Genomic DNA, 17267 nt, shown 5'->3' with positions numbered 1-17267 from the left:
CATGGAAAGGACGGCGTTCACTGCGACCTTCACCGGGATGATGTCGGCCTTCCTGATCTGGGCGGTCCATTTCGCCGCGGTCTACGGCATCAACGGGCTGATCTGCGCCCGCGAGTGGGACGGGGTGGAACTGTACGGCCACCCCGTCGCGGTGGTGCTGATCCTCGGCGCCACGGCGGTCGCTCTGCTGCTGGCCGCGGGCGTGCTGGCGGCGGCGCTGTGGGGCGCCGCGCCGGGCCGGCGGACCAGCGAGGACCCGCGCCGCTTCATCCGCCTGTTCACCGGGCTCGCCGCCGCGGGTTCGCTGGTTGCCATCCTGTGGAACGGGCTTCCCGCCCTGCAGGTGCCGGCCTGTGGCTAACCCGGCCGTCTCACTCCGGAATCAGGCGCCGGTAGAGGTGCCACGTGGCGTGGCCGAGCACCGGCATGACGATCACCAGCCCGACGAAGGCGGGCAGCGAGCCGAGCAGCAGCCCTCCCGCCACGATCAGGCCCCAGAGCGCCATGGGTTCGGGATTCCTCAGGGTGGCACGAACGGAGGTGCGGATGGCCGTCGCCACGCCGACCCGGCGGTCCATGAGGAGCGGGAAGCTGACCACGCTGATCGCCAGCACCAGGACGGCGAACAGGAAGCCGACACCCATCCCGAGAACGATCATGCTCCAGCCGGCGCGGGTGGTGAACAGGGCTTGGACGAAGGCGCTCCAGCCCTCCGGCGCCAGCGGGGCGAGAGTCGCCATGTAGATGAGCTGCGCCGCCACCAGCCACAGCAGGAACACCGCCGTCAGGATCGCCCCCATCGCCAGGATCGCCCCGAAGGCCGGGGAGCGCGCCACGCCGAAGGCGTCCGCCCAGGACACGTGCTCGCCCCGCTCGCGCCGGCGGCTCATCTCATAGAGGCCGACCGCGGCGAAGGGGCCGATCAGCACGAAGCCGGAGGCCAGCGGAAACAGCAGGTGCAGCGCGTTCTGGTCGAAGACCACCTCGGCCAGCAGCAGCCCGACCAGCGGGTAGATCAGGGCGATGAACAGGACGTCGGTGCGGCAGGCCATGAAGTCATGGAGCCCCTTCCTCAGCGCGTCACGCAGATCGTCGCTGCGGATGCGCCGCACGGTCGGCTCCAGCGCCGCCCGCTCCGCCGCCGGCGGGGCGATGGCGTGACCCGCCTCGGCCAGGCCGTGGGACCAGGATTTGAAATGGGCCGCTCCCCATTCCACAGGGTTTCGGATGGTCATGTCCGTTCCTCCCGAACCGTTCGTTCAGGGAACGCGAGCCCGCCCGTGCCCGGTCGCGGCCTTCGCTGTCGCGGCCCGGCGGTCACAGGAGATCCCGCGCCCCGCCATGCAAGGGATGATACGCCGACGAATGGTTGGCGGCACTGTTCATTGGGGGAGGGGAGGGCGCCGGCTTTTCCGGAACCGGCGCCTGTCCTATTGTCCTTCGCCTCATGGAAACGACACCGGGGATGGGAATGGCGGATAAGGAAGACCGCAAGGCCGTGCTGGCCCGCATTCATGGCAAGGTGCAGGGCGTGTGGTACCGCGGCTGGACCGTGGAGACGGCGAACCGGCTAGGGCTGGACGGCTGGGTGCGCAACCGCGGCGACGGCACGGTGGAGGCGCTGTTCGCCGGCCCGGCGGACGCCGTGGACCGCATGCTGGAGGCCTGCCGCCGCGGCCCCTCCGCCGCCATCGTCAGCGACATCGCCGTCGAGCCCGCCCGCGATCCCGGTCCGGGCGTCTTCGAGCAGCGCCCGACGCTGTGACGGTGGGATGGTTAGCGTTCTGTTAGTCCGGCGGGGCTAGGCTGTCGGGCGTGGATGAGGGGCTGTTTAGCCTTGCCCCCACCCCGACCCTCCCCCGCTATCGCAGGGGAGGGAGTGTATCGCGAAGCGGCGGCAGTCCCCTCCCCTGCGAAGCGGGGGAGGGTTAGGGTGGGGGCACTCGGGTCGGGATGAGCGGCAAAAGGCCAAAATCAGCGCTTCGGCTCCTGTGCGGCGCCCTCCTGTCGCTCGGCGTGTTGGCAACCGGAGCCGCCTGGGCCAAGGGGCCGCTTGACCGGACGGAGCCGGGGCACATGCCGCCGGTGCCGCCCGGCGGCTACGACCTGCCGCTGTCGCCGCCGGTCGTCCAGTTCCCGCTGCCGCCGCAATGGGTGACGATCCGCTCCACCCAGGACTGGCGGCACGCCGGGACCTTCGAGAAGGAACTGAGCAAATCCTGCGCCTCCCGCCAGTTCCGGGAGCAAATGCCCATGCGCTACCGCGCCATTTTCAAAGGCGAGGTCCTGGGCGTCGCCTTCGGTCACGGCCTGAACCTGCACGACCCGAAGAAGCAGGCGAACCGCAAGCTGATCTACCTGTTCCGCAACGGCGACAGCACCGGCTGCACCATCGTGTCGATCACCAACGAGGATCTGCGCGTCCTCAACGACGCGCAGCCCGCCGGGGCGCCGAAGCGGTAGGGCTCATTCCCCTTCCGGCCCGCCGCCGAAGACCTCCGCGAAGCTGGCGATCAGGGCGGCGTCCACATCCTCCATGGCGACGAGATGGCCGAGCGCGACGATGGAGGTCACCCCATGCTCGCTGATGCCGCATGGGACGATGCCGGCGAAGTGCGACAGGTCCGGCTCCACGTTCAGGGCGACGCCATGGAAGCTGACCCAGCGGCGCACCCGCACGCCGATCGCGGCGATCTTGTCCTCCTGGCCGGGGGCGCCGCCGTAAGGTCCCTTGTCCACCCAGATGCCGACGCGGCCCTCCCGCCGCTCGCCGCGGATGTTGAAGGCGGCCAGCGTGCGGATCAGCCACTCCTCCAGATCCTGGACGAAGGCGCGGATGTCGGCGCCGCGCGTCTTCAGGTCGAGCATCACATAGGCCACGCGCTGCCCCGGCCCATGGTAGGTGAACTGCCCGCCGCGCCCGGCCTGATAGACGGGGAAGCGGCCCGGCTCCAGCAGGTCTTCCTCCCGCGCGCTGGTTCCGGCGGTGTAGAGGGGCGGGTGCTCCAGCAGCCAGACCAGCTCCGGCGCGGTGCCGGCGCGGATGGCCTCGACGCGCGCCTCCATCTCGGCCAGCGCGTCGGGGTAGGGGACGGGCGTGTCGCTGATGCGCCACTCCACCGCCCTGGCCGGGGCGGGAACGGCATCGCCGATGGCGTCGGGGGCGGGCGGAACGGGGGCGGTGAGGTCGGTCATCCCGACGTTATGAACTTTCTTTGGCAAAAACGCGAGACGCCGCTTGATCGGTCGTTGGGGATCTGCTATTCCCCCGCTCCACCCGATGACGGGAGTGATCCTGTCGTCGGTTCTACCAGCCTTGTGCGGTCGTGGCGGAATTGGTAGACGCGCAGCGTTGAGGTCGCTGTGGCAGAGATGCCGTGGAAGTTCGAGTCTTCTCGACCGCACCATCCCCCCGAAACGGGGGATCAGGCAAACAAACGAAAAGCCCGCCGGTCCATCGGACCACAGCGGGCTTTTTCGTTTTCAGGCCGCCCGGATCAGGGCTGTTTCTTTCGGGCCGCTCCGCCTCAGCGGAACTCCACATACTGGTCGAGCGCCACGCGCCGCATGGTCTGCACGATGTAGGGCTGCGCGTTGTGCACCGTCACCAGACCCTTGGCGTCGCGGCAACGGTTGGCAAGGACGAACAGCATGCCGATTGCCGCGGAGTCGAGAAAGGTCAGATAACGCAGGTCCAGCCGCACCTCGGGCCGCGCGCCGATGTCCCAATCCGCCAGCAGGTCGTGGAACTTGCGGCTGTCGTCGTAGGTGAAACGCCCCGACAGCATGATCCCCTCCTGACCGTCGATGTCGGTGTAGGCGTACTCCATCGTCACATCCGCTGGCCGGTGGTGTCGGTTCTTCTCGGGCTGCGCGAGGTGGAAAGCCCCGCGCGCATTATGGGTGCACGAATTGTGAAGCCCGCGCAAGCAATTGCGCGCAAGGCCGGAGGGCCCGGACCGGTCCGCCGGGCTGGACAAAACAGCGGCACACCTATATTCGGTGGGCGCCCCGGCGGGATTCCGCGAGGGCTCCCCACCAACCCGCAAACGCCGGTGCGCCATGGTCGGCCGATCGCAGGACCATGCCGTCACGCCGCATTGCCATCGTAAAGGGAGGGTGCCGCCATGCACACCGACCGCCAGGAACCGGATCGTATCCAGGACGATGTGCCGCACCCGGCCGAACGCCCCGCCCCGCCCCGCGAGGACGGCGAGGAGGAGCGCGCCTACGGTGTTGAGCCGGAGTTCGTGGAGGAGATCGTCGAACGGCTGCACGCCGGATGGCGCGACGATCTGCGCGCCGAGCTGGACACGCTGCACCCCGCCGACATCGCCGACCTGATCGAACAGCTCGGCCACGACGACCGCGAGGCGCTGGTCGGCGTCCTGCGCCCCGACTTCGACGGCGAGGTGCTGAGCTACCTCAACCCCGATCTCCGCGAGGAGATCGTCGAGCTGTTCGAGCCGAAGGAGCTGGCCGCCGCCGTCGCGGAGCTGGACACCGACGACGCCGTCGACGTCATCGAGGACCTGGACGAGGACACCCGGCGCGAGGTTCTGGAGAATCTGCCGGCCGCCGACCGCGCGCTGGTCCAGGAGAACCTGACCTACGACGAATACACCGCCGGCCGCCTGATGCAGCGCGATCTGGTGGCGGTCCCGCAGTTCTGGACGGTGGGCAAGACCATCGATTATGTCCGCGCCACCACCGATGAGCTGCCGGAGGACTTCTACGACATCTTCGTCGTCGATCCGATGCACCGGGTGGTCGGGGCGGTGCCGCTGTCGCGCCTGCTGCGCCAGAAGCGGTCCGTCCGCATCGCCGATCTGGTGACGGAGGAGGTGGACACCATCCCCGCCACCATGGACCAGGAGGAGGTGGCGAACCTGTTCCGCCAATACGCCCTGGTCTCCGCCCCCGTGGTGGATGCCGGCGGGCGGCTGATCGGCGTCATCACCGTCGACGACGTGGTCCACATCATCGACGAGGAGGCCGAGGACGACATCGGCAAGCTGGGCGGCGTCGGCGACACCTCGATCTACCGCTCGGTGCTGGAAACCTCGCGCTCGCGCATTTCCTGGCTGGGGCTGAACCTGTTCACCGCCTTTGCGGCGGCGGGCGTCATCTCGCTGTTCGAGGCGACCATCGAACAGATCGTGGCGCTGGCCGTGCTGATGCCGATCACCGCCTCGATGGGCGGCAACGCCGGGACCCAGACGCTGACCGTGGCGGTGCGCGCCCTGGCGACGCGCGAGCTGTCGTCCTCCAACGCGCCCCGCGTGGTGGGCAAGGAGGTTCTGGTCGGTCTGCTCAACGGCGCCGTCTTCGCCACGCTGGTGGGGGCCATCGCCGCGACGTGGTTCGAGCCGATGATCGGCCTCGTCATCGGCTGCGCCATGGTCATCAACCTGTTCGTCGCCGGGCTGTGCGGGGTGCTGATTCCCATCGGGCTGGACCGGATGGGCGTCGATCCGGCGGTGGCGAGTTCGGTCTTCCTGACCACCATGACCGACGTCATCGGCTTCCTGTCCTTCCTGGGGCTGGCGTCGCTTTTGTTGTTGTGACCAACGAAAAGGGACTTGCCAAAGGCGGCTCTCTTCCGGATGATCCGGGCATTGGCTGGGGTGCCGTGCGGGATGCGCTCGCGCGGCTGAGATCACACCCATCGAACCTGTCTGGATAATGCCAGCGAAGGGAGCCGCCGCATGGTATCCGCGCCCTTATTTCATTCTGATTCCGCAAAACCCACCGTCGCCGTGATCGGCGCCGGGGTGATCGGCCTGTCCATCGCCTGGAGGCTGGCCGCCGCCGGCTGCCGGGTCGAGGTCTTCGACCGCGGCGCCGCCGGCCGGGGCGCCAGCCACGCCGCGGGGGGCATGCTCGCCGCCTGCGTGGAAACCGAACCCGGCGAAGAGAACCTTCTGCCGTTGACCCGCGCCTCGCAGGACCTGTGGCCCGCCTTCGCGGCGGAGCTGGAGGCCGCTTCCGGCATGGCGGTGGACCTGCGCGGCGAAGGCACGATGGTCATCGCGCTGAACGCCGACGACGCGGCCAAGGTGCGCTTCCTGCACGACTTCCAGACCAAGCTTGGCCTGCCGGTGGAATGGCTGAGCGGGGCGGAGGTGCGGCGGCGCGAGCCCTATCTCCAGCCGGGCGTGGCCGGTGCGCTGTTCTGCGCCGGCGACCATCAGGTGGACAACCGCAAGGTTGCCGCCGCCCTGCATGCCGCCGCTTTGCGGGCCGGTGCCGTGGTGCACGAGTATGCAGAGATCGGCCGCATCGAGGTCCGTGGTGGTCGCGCCGTTGGCGTCCAGGTCGGCGACCGGCTGTTCGAGGCCGACCGGGTGGTTCTGGCCGCCGGGGCGTGGTCGGGCTGGATCGACGGGCTGTCCCCGGCGGTGCGGCCGCCGGTGCGCCCGGTGAAGGGCCAGATGCTCTGCCTGCGCATGGACGCCCGGTTGCCGCTGCTGCGCCATGTGGTGTGGACGCCCGGCACCTACCTGATCCCGCGGCTGGACGGGCGGCTGCTGGTCGGCGCCACGACGGAGGAGCGCGGCTTCGACGACCGGCTGACCGCCGGGGGCCAGTTCGCCCTGCTGGAGGGGGCGTGGCGCGCCCTGCCGGGCATCGCCGAACTGCCCATCGAGGAGGCATGGGCCGGCTTCCGCCCCGGCACCCGCGACGACGCCCCGATCCTCGGCCTCTCGGAGGTGGAGGGGCTGGTCTACGCCACCGGGCACCACCGCAACGGCATCCTGCTGACCCCGGTCACCGCGGATTCGGTGGCGCGGCTGGTCCTGACCGGGGAAAGCGATCCGGTGATCCTCCCCTTCGCGCTCGACCGCTTCGCCCAGCCCAGGGGAGCCGCGGCATGAGCGCGCGCATCCGCGTCAATGGGCGGGAGGAGGAGCTGAACGTTCCGACCGTCGCCGCCCTGCTGGCCGACCGCGGTATCGCCGCGGGGACTCGCGGGGTCGCCGTCGCTCTCAATGGCGCCGTCCTGCCGTCCCGCCGCTGGGATGAGACGGCCCTGTCCGCGGGCGACGCCCTGGAGATCATCCGGCCCGTCCAAGGCGGCTGAACCTCTCGCCCGCCACGTCCCTTGATGTTTTTCCCGCAAAGGCGGCGCCCAATCCCTCTCCCGTCCCGGGAGAGGGTGCCCGCGCAGCGGGCGGGTGAGGGTCGTGCAAGGATCAAGGCGCTGATCCTCGGCGGCACCCTCACCCTTCCCGCGCTTCGCGCGGGCCCCTCCCCTCTCCCGAGGCGGGAGAGGGGATATCAATCATCGAGGAAACACCCATGAACGACACGCTCACCATAGCGGGCCGCGAGTTCCGCTCGCGCCTGTTTCTCGGCACCGCTGGTTATCCGAACCAGCAGGTCATGCTCGACGCGCTGGAGGCCAGCGGCAGCGAACTGGTCACGCTGGCCATCCGCCGCATCAGCCTGGACGGCTATTCGGAAAGCCTCGTCGACGTCATCGGCGACCGCGCGGGGCTGCTGCCCAACACCGCCGGCTGCCTGACCGCCAAGGAGGCGGTGCTGACCGCGCAGCTCGCCCGCGAGGCGCTGGGTGTGGACTGGATCAAGCTGGAGGTCATCGGCGACCGCGAACTGCTCTACCCCGATGTGGAAGAACTGCTGCGCGCGACCGAGGAGTTGGTGGGCGACGGCTTTACCGTTCTGCCCTACTGCAACGACGATCCGGTGACCTGCCGCAAGCTCGCCGACCTGGGTGCTGCGGCGGTGATGCCGCTGGGCGCCTTCATCGGCTCGGGGCTGGGCATCCGCAACCCGCACGCCATCGAGACGATCTGCGCGCGCAGCCCGGTGCCGGTGGTCCTGGACGCCGGGATCGGTACGGCGTCGGATGCCGCCCTGGCGATGGAGCTGGGCTGCGCCGCCGTCCTGCTGAACACCGCGGTGTCGAAGGCGCGCGATCCGGTGCGCATGGCGGCGGCGATGCGCGACGCGGTGGCGGCGGGGCGGGCGGCCCGTCTGGCCGGGCGCATGCCGAAACGCGCCTTCGCGGAGGCGTCGAGCCCGCAGCTCGGCTTGATCGGAACGTAAGGCTGGCGCAGGGTAGGGGCCGTCCGATTTCAACCCCCCGAACACGATCAGAGGGACCCGAGACGTGCCCAAGACCTTCGAACCGCGCGATCCGGACTGGGAGGCGCGCTGCCGCGCCGGCTTCGAGCGCCAGCCGATCTGCAAGACGCTGGGGATCGAGCTGACGCGGCTGGAGCCCGGCTTCTGCGAGATGCGCCTGCCGTTCCGCACCGACCTGACGCAGCAGCACGGCTTTTTCCACGCGGGCATGGTCAGCACGCTGGCCGACAACGCCGGGGGCTACGCCGGCTACACGCTGATGCCGGCGGGCAGCGAGGTCCTGGCGGTGGAGTTCAAGGTCAACCTGATGGCGCCGGCCAAGGGCGAGGTGATGATCGCCCGCGCCCGCGTGTTGAAGCCGGGCCGCACCCTGACCGTCACCAGCGTCGAGATTTCGATGCTCGACGGCGGGGTGGAGAAGGACTGCGCCATCATGCAGCAGACCCTGTTCTGCCAAGCCACCGCCTGACCCGCCCATCCCCTTCCATCCGATCCAGGAGGTTCGCATGCCGCTGTCGCGTCTTTTCGGTGCCGCGTTGATCGCGGGCGCCGCCACCATTGCGCTTGCCCAGCCGGCCCTTGCCCAAAAGAAGGAGCCGCCGGCCTGCGGCGCCGTGTCCTTCCGCGCCATCGCTCCCGGCGCGCCGGACGGCGAAACCGACGCCGGCCTCTACAAGTCCCGATTCGGCAAGATCGAGGTGAAAGCCGAGGTGAAGGGTGGGCAGGCTACCAACTATTACATGGTGCTGAACGGCAAGCGCATCGACGCGTCGGCCAACCCGCCCAAGGCCGCTGATTCCTGCCTGAAGTCCAAGAGCGTCAAGCTGCCTTACCAGAAGCAGGCGGCGGGTGCCTGCACCGGCAACCGCTTCCGCGTGGTCATCGACCGCTCCGGCAAGCAGCCGGTGGCCCTGTTCTTCGGCCTGCACGGCGACGATTGGGCCTATTGCAGCGGCACGACGCTGGACAAGGGCGCCTGACGAGGGCGCTTTACGAGGGGTGTAGGACGCGACCGGGAGACCGCTCATGACCGGGACCATCGCCCATCTGTCGGCCGCGGGGCTGTTCCTGCTGCTGACGCATTTCGGCATTTCCAGCACGCCGCTGCGCGCCGCACTGGTCGGACGGCTGGGCGAGAAGCCCTATCTCGGCCTCTATTCGCTGGTCTCGGCGCTGGCCTTCTGGTGGCTGGTGGCGGCCTACAACGCGGCGCCCCATGTGCCGCTGTGGCCGCCCGCCGGCGGGCTGGCCTGGGTGCCGATCCTGCTGGTGCCGGTGGCGCTGTTCCTGCTCGTCGCCGGCCTTTCCACCCCGAACCCGACCTCGGTCGGGCAGGAGAGGCTGCTGACCGGCGACCACGAGCCGGTCCGCGGCATCCTGCGGGTGACGCGCAACCCGTTCCTGTGGGGAGTCGGGCTGTGGGCGGTCGCCCATATGGTGCCGAACGGCGATCTGGCCTCGCTGATCCTGTTCGGCACGCTCGCCCTGCTGGCGCTGGGCGGTAGCATCCTGATCGACGCGAAGCTGGCGCGGCGGTTGGGGGCCGATTGGGACCGCTACGCCGCGCGCACCTCCAACCTGCCCTTCGCGGCGATCCTGGCCGGGCGCCAAAGCCTCGTCTTGAAGGAGATCGGCTGGTGGCGCCCGGCGGTGGCTCTGCTGGTCTATGGCGGTCTGCTGCACCTGCACCGGATGCTGTTCGGCGTGTCTCCGCTGCCTTGGTGACGGCGCCTCCTCACCGTCAGAACGTCATGCCGCGCACCTGATCGCGCAGCGTGTTGCGGGCGGTGTCGGCCTCCTTGCGGGCGGTGGACAGCTCGCGGGACAGACCGTCCAGGCGGGTTTCCTGCTCGCCCATCTTGGCGATGGTCCGCTTGAACAGGTCGCTGTCGCGCGGCAGCGTGGCGAGGTTCTGGCGCAGTCGCTCCTGCTCCTTGCCGATCTCAGCCTGTTCGCGCTCCAACTCGCCGACGCGGCGCTCCTTGTCGGCGACGGCGCCGCGCAGCGTCGCGACCTTTGCCAGGGCCTCGCGCGCCGCGGCCGGCAGCTCCGTGGAGGAGGCGTAGGCCCGCACCTGCTCCGGCGACATTTCCGAGATGCCGAAGCGCTCGATCCGCGGGCGCTCCAGAGCGACCGCCAGGGTCACCGTCTGGCCGGCGGGCACCGCCACCGGCAGGCGGTAGGCATCGGCCGTCAGGTCGGGAGCGGCCCCGCCGGTGGCCCCACCCGAAGGCGGCACCAGCTCCCAGCCGGAACGCCGCGGGTGCTCGACGATGACGGTGCGGTCCTCGCCCGCCGCGCCGGCGATCCGGTAGGTGGTGGTCTGGCGGTCGGTCACGGTCAGCTGCAGCACCCCGTCGGCCAGGGTGGCGCGGGACAGGGTGCGGCTCGGCTGCTCGGAGCGGTCCACCGTCACCGCCTGATCCACCGCGAAGCTGAGGATCCGGCTTTCGCCCGCCGGAAGGGTGGCCAGCCGCGCGTCGCCCACATAGGCGGCGGCTCCGCCGATCCGCTCATAGAGCGTCAGCACGCCCGGCGGCAGGCCGGTCTCGCCCGAATCGCCGTTGCTGAGGCGCAGCGCGGCCAGCGGGTGGCGCGGCTGGGTGTTGGGCTGGTAGAGCGACAGCCGCTCCGCCGGGATGGCGCGGGCGGTGATCGGCATCATCATCGTGCCGCCGTTGGCCAAGGTCACCGGCTGCGGGTAGCGGAACAGCACCTGGGCCGTCGCCTCCGTGCTTTCGGCTGGGGTGGTCTCCGCCGCGCGCTGCGGCATCGCCCCGGCGTAGGGCGCGTTCATCACCGGAGCGGGCGGGGGCGGGGCGGCCATGGCGGTCGGGGCGCCGGACTCGGTGGCGGCGCGCGAGCGGATGGCCGAATCCTGCGCCTTTGCCATCACGTCGGCGGCCACGGCCCCCTCGTCGGGCGGCGGCAGGACGCGGCCCAGCACCTCCACCGGCACCTCCGGCCGGTTCACGAAATAGGCGGAGTAGAGCGCCTGCCGGAAGGTCACCGGGTTGCCCGACGCCACCGACAGCTCCACCCCCTTCCAGTCGTCGCCGCTGAGATTCTCCAGCACGGCCCAGCCCTGCAGATCGCCGGTGCCGCCCTCGCTTCCCTTCGCCGCTCCGGGCGCCGATTCGGGCAGGGTCAGGCGGTAGGTCGCCTTCCACAGCGGGGCGGCGACCACATAGGCGACGCGCACGGTGCGCTCCGCGCCCGCGTCCGTCTGCGGCGCGGTGGTGCGGATGGACAGGCGCCGCCGCTCCTTGCCCGCGGCCCCGGCGACGGCGGCCAGCGCCGAGTCGAGCTGCGCCTGCACCCGCGGGTCGGCGAAGCGCAGGGAATCGGTCTCCTCCAGGACGAGCTGGCGCAGCCCCTCCGCGGTCATCAGGCTGACGCGGTTGCGGGTGACGGTGCCGCCGCCGTTGGGAAGCTGGGTGTATTCCTCGGTCACCGAGAGCAGCCGGCCCGACACCGCGCGGGAACCGCTGGTCTGAACCTCCGCCCCCTTCATGGCGTTCAGGAGCGCGGTGGGGGAGGCGAGATCCTGCGGCGTGAAGGGCAGTTCACGGAAGGCGGTCTCCAGCGGTTCCTGGCCCGGCAGGTCCACCGTGCCGATTCCGCCGCGGTCGTCGTAGACCACGATGCTCTTCAGGACGTCGTCCACCTGGTCGCGGCGCACCTCCAGGGTCAGCGCGGCGTCGCCGGAGACGCGCGCCTCATGCTCGAAATAGCCGACGCCGCCGGTGGACAGCAGCACCCGCTTCAGCGCCAGCGCTCCCGGCGGCTGGTCCGCCGCCAGGGCGGGGGCGGCCAGCAGCGGCACGGCGAGGGTGAAGAGGGCGGCTTTCGTGATCCCGGACATGCGGGTTTCTCCCGTTATGGACGATTGGGCGTTCTTGGCCTGACGGACTAAGCCCGGCTTCCTGGCCCGGCTTACGCTTGGATTTGGGAAAGATTGGGGCGGGCGGAAAGGCGCAAACCGCGCCGACATGCCGCGGAACCGCCGACGGTCAGGCTTTGTGCGGATTCGGCGCCCTGTGACATAAAGGCGCCAAATCGGTTTTGCTGATTATAAAGAACGCCAACGACAAGGGATGGAAGCGCCATGGATCGTGGCGGGAGCGGAGCCGGCGGCCCGGCCGGCGGGGTGCCCGATGGCCGGTGGGAAGTCCGCGCGCGGGCTCTGGTGACCGACGGGGCGGGCGCTCCGGACCGGCGGTGGGTGTTCGTGTCGGGCACCTCCGGCTTCGATGCGGAGCGCCGGACGATGGCCGTCGATGTGGAGGAGCAGGCGCGCCAGACCCTGCGCAACATCCGCCGGACGCTGCGGCGGTCGGAAGCGGATTTGCCGGATGTGGTGCGGATGCGGGTCTATCTGGCGGACGCCGCCGATTTCCCGCGGGTTCAGCCGATCCTGGCGGAGGCGTTCGGCGACCGGCCGCCCATCGGCAGGACCATGGTCTGCCCGCTGGCCGACCCGCAGGCGCGGATCGAGATCGAGGTCACCGCGCGCTGCTGAGGGGCGCCTGTCCCCGGCGCGTGGCGGTTCACAGCTCGCCGACCAGCGTGCGCGCCGATTCGATGTGGCGGCGGGCTTCGGTCAGCAGCGCGCGGTGCTGGGCCAGCGCTTCGCGGATCGGCAGGCGGTTGTTGTAGACGCGCACCTCGTTCAGCAGCCGGTCGGCGCGGTCGAGATGGGCCATCCGTTCCAGGCACTGGTCGAGCACGAGCATCTTAGTTCCCCTCTGGTGCGGGCTTTTGCCTTCCGCCTCGCGGCTGAGAGGAATAAACCAACCTGTGATGACCGCGTGATTTCAGGAAATCGGCTTTTTCGTTTCGACCGCACGGTAGGATGTTTCAGCCGATTCACCCATCGGTCGTGCGGCGAGTGCCTGTTACGGGCTTGTAACCGATTGCGTGCACCTACGGCGGTGAGCTATGAAGAGAGCGGGAGGTAACGGCCATGCATATTCTCGCGGTCGATGATGACGAGCCGGTGCGCGAACTTCTGGAGTCCTATCTGGCTTCGGAAGGCTACCGTGTGACCACCGCACCGGACACGGCCGCGGCGAAAAAGGCGTTGGAGAGCGATCCCGTCGATCTGGTGGTCTGCGACCTCCGGCTTCCCGACGGCGACGGGCTGGGGCTGGTCCGCCAGATCCGCACCGAGTCGCACATCCCCGTCATCATCCTGTCGTCGAAGGACCAGGACGTGGACCGCATCGTCGGGCTGGAGCTGGGCGCCGACGACTACCTGACCAAGCCGTTCAACCCGCGCGAGCTTCTGGCCCGCATCAAGGCTGTGCTGCGCCGCGTCTCCGGCGAGGGGCGCCCGCCGCGCAGCCCCGACGACCTGCGCGCCGTCGTGCAGTTCGCCAACTGGGAACTGGACCTGACCGCCCAGCGCCTGCGCAGCCAGGACGGGCGCGAGGTGGAGCTGACCAAGGCCGAGTTCGGCCTGCTCGCCGCCTTCGTGAAGCGTCCGCAGCGCGTGCTGACCCGCGACCGACCCGCGCCGACGGGGCGGAGGTGTTCGACCGCTCCATCGACGTGCTGATCCTGCGGCTGCGCCGCAAGATCGAGGCGAACCCGAAGGAACCGCGCATCATCAAGACCGAGCGCGGCGCCGGCTATGTCTTCGACGCCAAGGTGAAGACGGTCTGACGCGGCGAAGGCCGTCTGACCACCCGGCGGGTCATCTGGGGATCGGCCGGGGATCAGCCGGTCGGCGGCTGGACGGAACCTTCGGCGCGCGCTAGCCTTTCCGGAAAAGCAGAACCGGGAGGATGCGCGGATGGCCGACCCCATCGATTTCTACTTCGACTTCGCCTCGCCCTACGGCTATTTCGCCAGCCGCCGCATCGAGGAGCTGGCCGCGGCGCATGGCCGCACCGTCACGTGGCGCCCGATCCTGCTCGGCGCCATCTTCAAGGTGACGGGGATGAAGCCGAACCTCCAGCAGCCGTTGCGCGGCGAGTATCTGGTCCATGACGTGGGCCGGATCGCCCGGCTGACCAAGGCGCCCTTCACCTACCCCGATTCGGCCCCCGCCAACAGCGTCGCGGCGTCGCGCGCCTTCTACTGGCTGACCGACGAGCATTCCGAGCAGGCGAAGCTGCTGGCCCGCACCCTCTACCATGCCCATTGGGGGGAGGGGCGCGACATCGGCCCCGCCGAGACGGTGGTGGAGATCGCCGGCACGCTCGGCCACGACCGGGCGGCGGTGACCGCGGCCCTCCAGGACCAGACCGTCAAGGATCGTCTGCGCGCCGAGAACGACGCGGCGGTGGACCGCGGCGTCTTCGGGTCCCCCTTCGTCATCGTCGATGACGAGCCCTTCTGGGGCTGGGACCGTCTGGACATGGTGGAGCGCTGGCTGTCCACCGGCGGCTGGTAAGGCCCGCCGCACAGCAAGGCCCGTTGGGGGAGGGCGGTTGAAAGTCCTGCCATCGGGACCGGCGGTGGCGCTATAAGGTGGGCACCACCGACAACCGGTTCGCGCATGGACCAGATCCTCCCCGACCGCCGCTCCAGCAAGGCCGCCGGCCCCGCCCATACGTCCCGGCCGCGCGCCCGCCGGTCCTGGCTGACCGGCGCGGTGCTGACCGCGCTGATGCAGGGGATGATCGCCCTGTCCATCCGCTCGGTGTCGGGCGATCTGGCCTTCGCCCTGCTGGGGTCGGTCGGCCTCGTCGTCGGGGCCTTCCACTATCTGTTTCCGGGCAGCCAGTTCTTCAGCCTGGCACTGGCGAATTTCATCGGCGTCTACGCCTGCGTCTTCGTCTTCTTCCTGGAAAGCAACTTCCACAGCATCCCGTCGCACATCCAGGCCGCCGCCTTCGCGATCCCGCTGATCGCCTTCCTGGGGGGCGCGTGGTGGCGGGCCGACACGATCCGCAGCATCGTGATGTCGCGGCGCCTGCGCGACGGCGGGCATTTCGACCGCATCTTCCTGTGGATGGCCCCGGTCTGGGGAATCGGCGCGCTGACCTTCCTGCTGCCGGGGCGGGAAGTCCCGCCGGAGACGCTGACGGCGATCTTCCTGCTGTCGATGTCCGCCATCGGCGTCGTCGTCGCCCTGGTCGCCCGCGACATCGCCGTCTTCCTGCTCGACGCCGGGCTGTTGTTCGAGGGCTTCTTCCAGCAGGCGGCCCGGCTGGTGCTGCCGGCCTTCGCCTTCCTGACTTTCTATTCCCTGTGCATCATCATGTTCGGCGCCTTCTACACCATCCTCGACCGCTTCATGGTGGAGCCGAACTTCATCATCGACGGCGTGCGCCGCGACCTGACCTTTCCGGAGGGGCTGTACTTTTCGCTGGTCACCTTCGCCACGGTCGGCTACGGCGACATCCACCCGGTGACGGGGGCGGTGCGGCTGATCTGCGGGATCGAGATCGTGATGGGCGTCCTGCTCCTGCTGTTCGGCTTCAGCGCCATCATCGGCCACGCGCCGCCTCGGGACCGCCGCGACCGCGATCGCGACGGTCCCCTCTGAACCGCGTCACGGAGCCAGGAACACCGTCTCGGCGTGATGGACCGTGCCGTCCGACAGGCGGGTCAGGGTGAGGGTCAACGGCATGGAGCCGGCCACCGCGGCCCCCGCCGGGGCGCGGACATGGACGCGGTGGGTCTGCACCGTGTCGGGCTCGGCGCCCAGCACCGGCGCCGCGCCGTCGGCCCCCGCACCGCCGGCCGCCGTCACCGTGGCGCCGCGGGGGCCGGAGACGGTCAGGCGGTAGCTCTGCGGAGCGCGGGTCATGTTGGAGATCTTGACCGTGTAGCTGTTCTGGATCGCGCCGTCGGACAGGGTGACGTAGAGCGGCGCCCGGTCGCGCAGGACGGAGACGTCCACCGTCGGCTCCAGCAGCACGCCCAGCGTCATCATCCCGCCGACCACCAGCATCACCAGCGAGTAGATGATGGTGCGCGGGCGGACCAGCCGGTAGGGCTCCGGCTTGCGGGCCACCGCCTTGGCCTCCTGGGCGGACTGGGTGTCGTAGCGGATCAGCCCGCCGGGGCGCCCGATGCGGCCCATCACGTCGTCGCAGGCGTCGATGCACAGGCCGCAGCTGATGCAGTCCATCTGGAGGCCGTCGCGGATGTCGATGCCGGTCGGGCAGACCTGGACGCAGGCCCTGCAGTCAATGCAGTCGCCCAACCCTTCGGCGGAGCGCTCCGCCCAGCTCTGCTCCTTGCGCAGCGGTGCCCGGCCGTCGCCGCGCCAGTCCTGATAGGTGACGGTCAGGCTCTCGTCGTCGAGCAGGGCGGCCTGGATGCGCGGCCAGGGGCAGACATAGACGCACATCTGCTCGCGCATGAAGCCGGCCATGGCGTAGGTGCAGGCGGTCATGAACAGGATCCAGCCGGTCGCCACCGGCCCCGGCTGGAAGCGCAGCAGGTCCGTGACGTAGCCCGGCGCGTCCACGAAGTAGAAGAGGGCCGAGGCCCCGGTCGCCAGGGCGATCAGCAGCCAGACCGCGTGCTTGGCCGTCTTCTTGGCCAGCCAGCCGGCGTCGCGCGGGCCCTTGTCCAGCCGGATGCGGGCACCGCGGTCGCCCTCGATCCATTCCTCCACCTTGACGTAGAGGTCCGTCCACACCGTCTGCGGGCAGGTGTAGCCGCACCAGACGCGGCCGGCGAGTGCGGTCGCCAGGAACAGGCCGACCGCCGCCAGGATCATCGCGCCCGTCAGGTAGTAGATGTGCTGCGGCCAGAGTTCGAGGGCGAACAGGTAGAAGCGCTGGCTGTCGAGATCGAACAGGATCGCCTGGTTGGGCAGGCCGGCCCCGCGATCCCAGCGCAGCCAGGGCAGCAGCATGAACAGCGCCAGCAGGCCCACCATCAGCGCCGACTTGATGCGGCGGAACCGGCCGCGCGCCGCCTTCGGATAGATCTTCTGGTGCGAAGCGTAGAACGGAGCCGGGGTCGAGGAAGCCGGGCTGGACGGGGCCGTAGGAGAGTGGGCCGGAGCGGAGGGCGGCGGGGGAAGGCTGGACGAGCGGGCGAGATTCTGCATGGCGTGCCTCTGCGCAAACATCCGCACCACCCGAGCGGTGGCTTGCGGCATGGCGCCGACTGTATGCCTTCAATCGCCGACTCTGCAAGCGCGATTGAATGCATTCAATAAAGGCCGTGTATGGAAATCCTTGATT

Annotated in this window: 21 protein-coding genes, 1 tRNA gene and 1 riboswitch; of the genes, 16 read left to right on the top strand and 6 right to left on the bottom strand. The window is 69.8% G+C overall.

The window, feature by feature from the left end; translation table 11 throughout:
* Nucleotide 1 precedes the first annotated feature (1 nt).
* Nucleotides 2-361 (top strand): hypothetical protein, encoded by a 360-nt coding sequence (locus FBZ83_RS20200; protein ID WP_145687410.1) that lies wholly within the window; start codon nt 2-4, stop codon nt 359-361.
* 10 nt (nt 362-371) lie between these two features.
* Here FBZ83_RS20200 and FBZ83_RS20195 read toward each other — a convergent pair whose 3' ends face one another.
* Entirely contained in the window at nt 372-1235 is an 864-nt protein-coding gene (locus tag FBZ83_RS20195; RefSeq protein ID WP_145687408.1) for a DUF2189 domain-containing protein, read from the bottom strand.
* A 236-nt stretch (nt 1236-1471) separates the two neighbouring features.
* Between FBZ83_RS20195 and FBZ83_RS20190 the strand changes: the two genes are divergently transcribed.
* Both FBZ83_RS20190 and FBZ83_RS20185 read left to right on the top strand, forming a co-directional pair.
* Nucleotides 1472-1765: an acylphosphatase gene (locus FBZ83_RS20190; RefSeq protein WP_145687407.1), complete on the top strand. Its 294-nt coding sequence runs from the start codon at nt 1472-1474 to the stop codon at nt 1763-1765.
* Between the two features lie 311 nt (nt 1766-2076).
* A complete protein-coding gene (locus FBZ83_RS20185; protein ID WP_145687405.1) occupies nt 2077-2463 on the top strand; it encodes a hypothetical protein in 387 nt (128 codons plus the stop codon).
* A gap of 3 nt (nt 2464-2466) precedes the next feature.
* Here FBZ83_RS20185 and lipB read toward each other — a convergent pair whose 3' ends face one another.
* Nucleotides 2467-3195: a lipoyl(octanoyl) transferase LipB gene (gene lipB / locus FBZ83_RS20180; RefSeq protein WP_145687402.1), complete on the bottom strand. Its 729-nt coding sequence runs from the start codon at nt 3193-3195 to the stop codon at nt 2467-2469.
* A gap of 125 nt (nt 3196-3320) precedes the next feature.
* Between lipB and FBZ83_RS20175 the strand changes: the two genes are divergently transcribed.
* Nucleotides 3321-3407: transfer RNA gene (locus FBZ83_RS20175), tRNA-Leu, on the top strand.
* A 120-nt stretch (nt 3408-3527) separates the two neighbouring features.
* Here the strand turns inward: FBZ83_RS20175 and FBZ83_RS20170 are convergent.
* The gene (locus tag FBZ83_RS20170; RefSeq protein WP_145687400.1) at nt 3528-3830 is read right to left on the bottom strand and encodes an STAS domain-containing protein; all 303 of its coding nucleotides are present in this window, start codon (nt 3828-3830) and stop codon (nt 3528-3530) included.
* A gap of 297 nt (nt 3831-4127) precedes the next feature.
* Here FBZ83_RS20170 and mgtE point away from each other — a divergent pair, with 297 nt between their 5' ends.
* The 7 genes from mgtE (at nt 4128) to FBZ83_RS20135 (ending at nt 9837) form a co-directional block, all read left to right on the top strand.
* On the top strand, nt 4128-5567 hold the full coding sequence (gene mgtE / locus FBZ83_RS20165; RefSeq protein WP_145687398.1) for a magnesium transporter: 1440 nt from the start codon (nt 4128-4130) through the stop codon (nt 5565-5567).
* Nucleotides 5568-5613: 46 nt separating this feature from the next.
* Nucleotides 5614-5717, top strand: a riboswitch (TPP riboswitch).
* Nucleotides 5709-6878 carry a glycine oxidase ThiO gene (gene thiO, locus FBZ83_RS20160; RefSeq protein ID WP_145687396.1) on the top strand — a complete coding sequence of 390 codons (1170 nt, stop codon included), beginning with the start codon at nt 5709-5711 and terminating at the stop codon, nt 6876-6878. Its footprint overlaps the riboswitch before it by 9 nt.
* On the top strand, nt 6875-7084 hold the full coding sequence (thiS, locus tag FBZ83_RS20155; protein ID WP_145687394.1) for a sulfur carrier protein ThiS: 210 nt from the start codon (nt 6875-6877) through the stop codon (nt 7082-7084). The genes thiO and thiS overlap by 4 nt, the downstream gene beginning before the upstream one ends.
* 218 nt (nt 7085-7302) lie before the next feature.
* Nucleotides 7303-8073: a thiazole synthase gene (locus FBZ83_RS20150; RefSeq protein ID WP_145687392.1), complete on the top strand. Its 771-nt coding sequence runs from the start codon at nt 7303-7305 to the stop codon at nt 8071-8073.
* Nucleotides 8074-8137: 64 nt separating this feature from the next.
* Entirely contained in the window at nt 8138-8581 is a 444-nt protein-coding gene (locus tag FBZ83_RS20145; RefSeq protein ID WP_145687390.1) for a PaaI family thioesterase, read from the top strand.
* Between the two features lie 37 nt (nt 8582-8618).
* Nucleotides 8619-9092: a hypothetical protein gene (locus FBZ83_RS20140; RefSeq protein ID WP_145687388.1), complete on the top strand. Its 474-nt coding sequence runs from the start codon at nt 8619-8621 to the stop codon at nt 9090-9092.
* Nucleotides 9093-9138: 46 nt separating this feature from the next.
* Nucleotides 9139-9837, top strand: coding sequence for an NnrU family protein (locus tag FBZ83_RS20135; RefSeq protein ID WP_145687386.1), 699 nt, complete (start codon nt 9139-9141; stop codon nt 9835-9837).
* A 16-nt stretch (nt 9838-9853) separates the two neighbouring features.
* On the opposite strand, the gene FBZ83_RS20130 is transcribed toward FBZ83_RS20135, so the two are convergent.
* Nucleotides 9854-11977, bottom strand: a complete 2124-nt coding sequence (locus FBZ83_RS20130) for a hypothetical protein (protein WP_145687384.1) — start codon at nt 11975-11977, stop codon at nt 9854-9856.
* A 243-nt stretch (nt 11978-12220) separates the two neighbouring features.
* On the opposite strand from FBZ83_RS20130, the gene FBZ83_RS20125 reads away from it, so the two are divergent.
* Nucleotides 12221-12634 carry a Rid family hydrolase gene (locus FBZ83_RS20125; protein WP_145687382.1) on the top strand — a complete coding sequence of 138 codons (414 nt, stop codon included), beginning with the start codon at nt 12221-12223 and terminating at the stop codon, nt 12632-12634.
* Between the two features lie 28 nt (nt 12635-12662).
* Here FBZ83_RS20125 and FBZ83_RS20120 read toward each other — a convergent pair whose 3' ends face one another.
* Nucleotides 12663-12848: a hypothetical protein gene (locus FBZ83_RS20120; RefSeq protein ID WP_145678021.1), complete on the bottom strand. Its 186-nt coding sequence runs from the start codon at nt 12846-12848 to the stop codon at nt 12663-12665.
* Between the two features lie 230 nt (nt 12849-13078).
* On the opposite strand from FBZ83_RS20120, the gene FBZ83_RS20115 reads away from it, so the two are divergent.
* From FBZ83_RS20115 to FBZ83_RS20105, 4 genes are all read left to right on the top strand, one after another.
* Nucleotides 13079-13672: a response regulator transcription factor gene (locus FBZ83_RS20115; RefSeq protein ID WP_348982513.1), complete on the top strand. Its 594-nt coding sequence runs from the start codon at nt 13079-13081 to the stop codon at nt 13670-13672.
* The gene (locus tag FBZ83_RS32485; protein WP_348982512.1) at nt 13645-13779 is read left to right on the top strand and encodes a winged helix-turn-helix domain-containing protein; all 135 of its coding nucleotides are present in this window, start codon (nt 13645-13647) and stop codon (nt 13777-13779) included. The genes FBZ83_RS20115 and FBZ83_RS32485 overlap by 28 nt, the downstream gene beginning before the upstream one ends.
* Before the next feature lie 130 nt (nt 13780-13909).
* On the top strand, nt 13910-14512 hold the full coding sequence (locus FBZ83_RS20110) for a 2-hydroxychromene-2-carboxylate isomerase (RefSeq protein WP_145687381.1): 603 nt from the start codon (nt 13910-13912) through the stop codon (nt 14510-14512).
* A gap of 105 nt (nt 14513-14617) precedes the next feature.
* Nucleotides 14618-15610: a potassium channel family protein gene (locus tag FBZ83_RS20105; RefSeq protein WP_145687378.1), complete on the top strand. Its 993-nt coding sequence runs from the start codon at nt 14618-14620 to the stop codon at nt 15608-15610.
* Between the two features lie 6 nt (nt 15611-15616).
* Here FBZ83_RS20105 and ccoG read toward each other — a convergent pair whose 3' ends face one another.
* Nucleotides 15617-17131, bottom strand: coding sequence for a cytochrome c oxidase accessory protein CcoG (gene ccoG, locus FBZ83_RS20100; protein ID WP_145687377.1), 1515 nt, complete (start codon nt 17129-17131; stop codon nt 15617-15619).
* Between the last annotated feature and the right edge of the window lie 136 nt (nt 17132-17267).

The organism is Azospirillum brasilense (genome assembly GCF_007827815.1).
Taxonomy (GTDB): domain Bacteria; phylum Pseudomonadota; class Alphaproteobacteria; order Azospirillales; family Azospirillaceae; genus Azospirillum; species Azospirillum brasilense_C.
Note: the sequence above shows the minus strand (reverse complement) of the source record. Positions and strands in the feature narration are given on the sequence as shown.

Coding starts and splice junctions, on each gene's coding strand:
- ccoG (WP_145687377.1), bottom strand. CDS start 17,131: ATGCAGAATCTCGCCCGCTCGTCCAGCCTTCCCCCGCCGCCCTCCGCT.
- FBZ83_RS20200 (WP_145687410.1), top strand. CDS start 2: ATGGAAAGGACGGCGTTCACTGCGACCTTCACCGGGATGATGTCGGCC.
- FBZ83_RS20110 (WP_145687381.1), top strand. CDS start 13,910: ATGGCCGACCCCATCGATTTCTACTTCGACTTCGCCTCGCCCTACGGC.
- FBZ83_RS20115 (WP_348982513.1), top strand. CDS start 13,079: ATGCATATTCTCGCGGTCGATGATGACGAGCCGGTGCGCGAACTTCTG.
- mgtE (WP_145687398.1), top strand. CDS start 4,128: ATGCACACCGACCGCCAGGAACCGGATCGTATCCAGGACGATGTGCCG.
- FBZ83_RS20190 (WP_145687407.1), top strand. CDS start 1,472: ATGGCGGATAAGGAAGACCGCAAGGCCGTGCTGGCCCGCATTCATGGC.
- FBZ83_RS20195 (WP_145687408.1), bottom strand. CDS start 1,235: ATGACCATCCGAAACCCTGTGGAATGGGGAGCGGCCCATTTCAAATCC.
- FBZ83_RS20130 (WP_145687384.1), bottom strand. CDS start 11,977: ATGTCCGGGATCACGAAAGCCGCCCTCTTCACCCTCGCCGTGCCGCTG.
- FBZ83_RS20140 (WP_145687388.1), top strand. CDS start 8,619: ATGCCGCTGTCGCGTCTTTTCGGTGCCGCGTTGATCGCGGGCGCCGCC.
- lipB (WP_145687402.1), bottom strand. CDS start 3,195: ATGACCGACCTCACCGCCCCCGTTCCGCCCGCCCCCGACGCCATCGGC.
- FBZ83_RS20125 (WP_145687382.1), top strand. CDS start 12,221: ATGGATCGTGGCGGGAGCGGAGCCGGCGGCCCGGCCGGCGGGGTGCCC.
- FBZ83_RS20105 (WP_145687378.1), top strand. CDS start 14,618: ATGGACCAGATCCTCCCCGACCGCCGCTCCAGCAAGGCCGCCGGCCCC.
- FBZ83_RS20170 (WP_145687400.1), bottom strand. CDS start 3,830: ATGGAGTACGCCTACACCGACATCGACGGTCAGGAGGGGATCATGCTG.
- FBZ83_RS20150 (WP_145687392.1), top strand. CDS start 7,303: ATGAACGACACGCTCACCATAGCGGGCCGCGAGTTCCGCTCGCGCCTG.
- FBZ83_RS20120 (WP_145678021.1), bottom strand. CDS start 12,848: ATGCTCGTGCTCGACCAGTGCCTGGAACGGATGGCCCATCTCGACCGC.
- thiO (WP_145687396.1), top strand. CDS start 5,709: ATGGTATCCGCGCCCTTATTTCATTCTGATTCCGCAAAACCCACCGTC.
- FBZ83_RS20185 (WP_145687405.1), top strand. CDS start 2,077: ATGCCGCCGGTGCCGCCCGGCGGCTACGACCTGCCGCTGTCGCCGCCG.
- FBZ83_RS20135 (WP_145687386.1), top strand. CDS start 9,139: ATGACCGGGACCATCGCCCATCTGTCGGCCGCGGGGCTGTTCCTGCTG.
- thiS (WP_145687394.1), top strand. CDS start 6,875: ATGAGCGCGCGCATCCGCGTCAATGGGCGGGAGGAGGAGCTGAACGTT.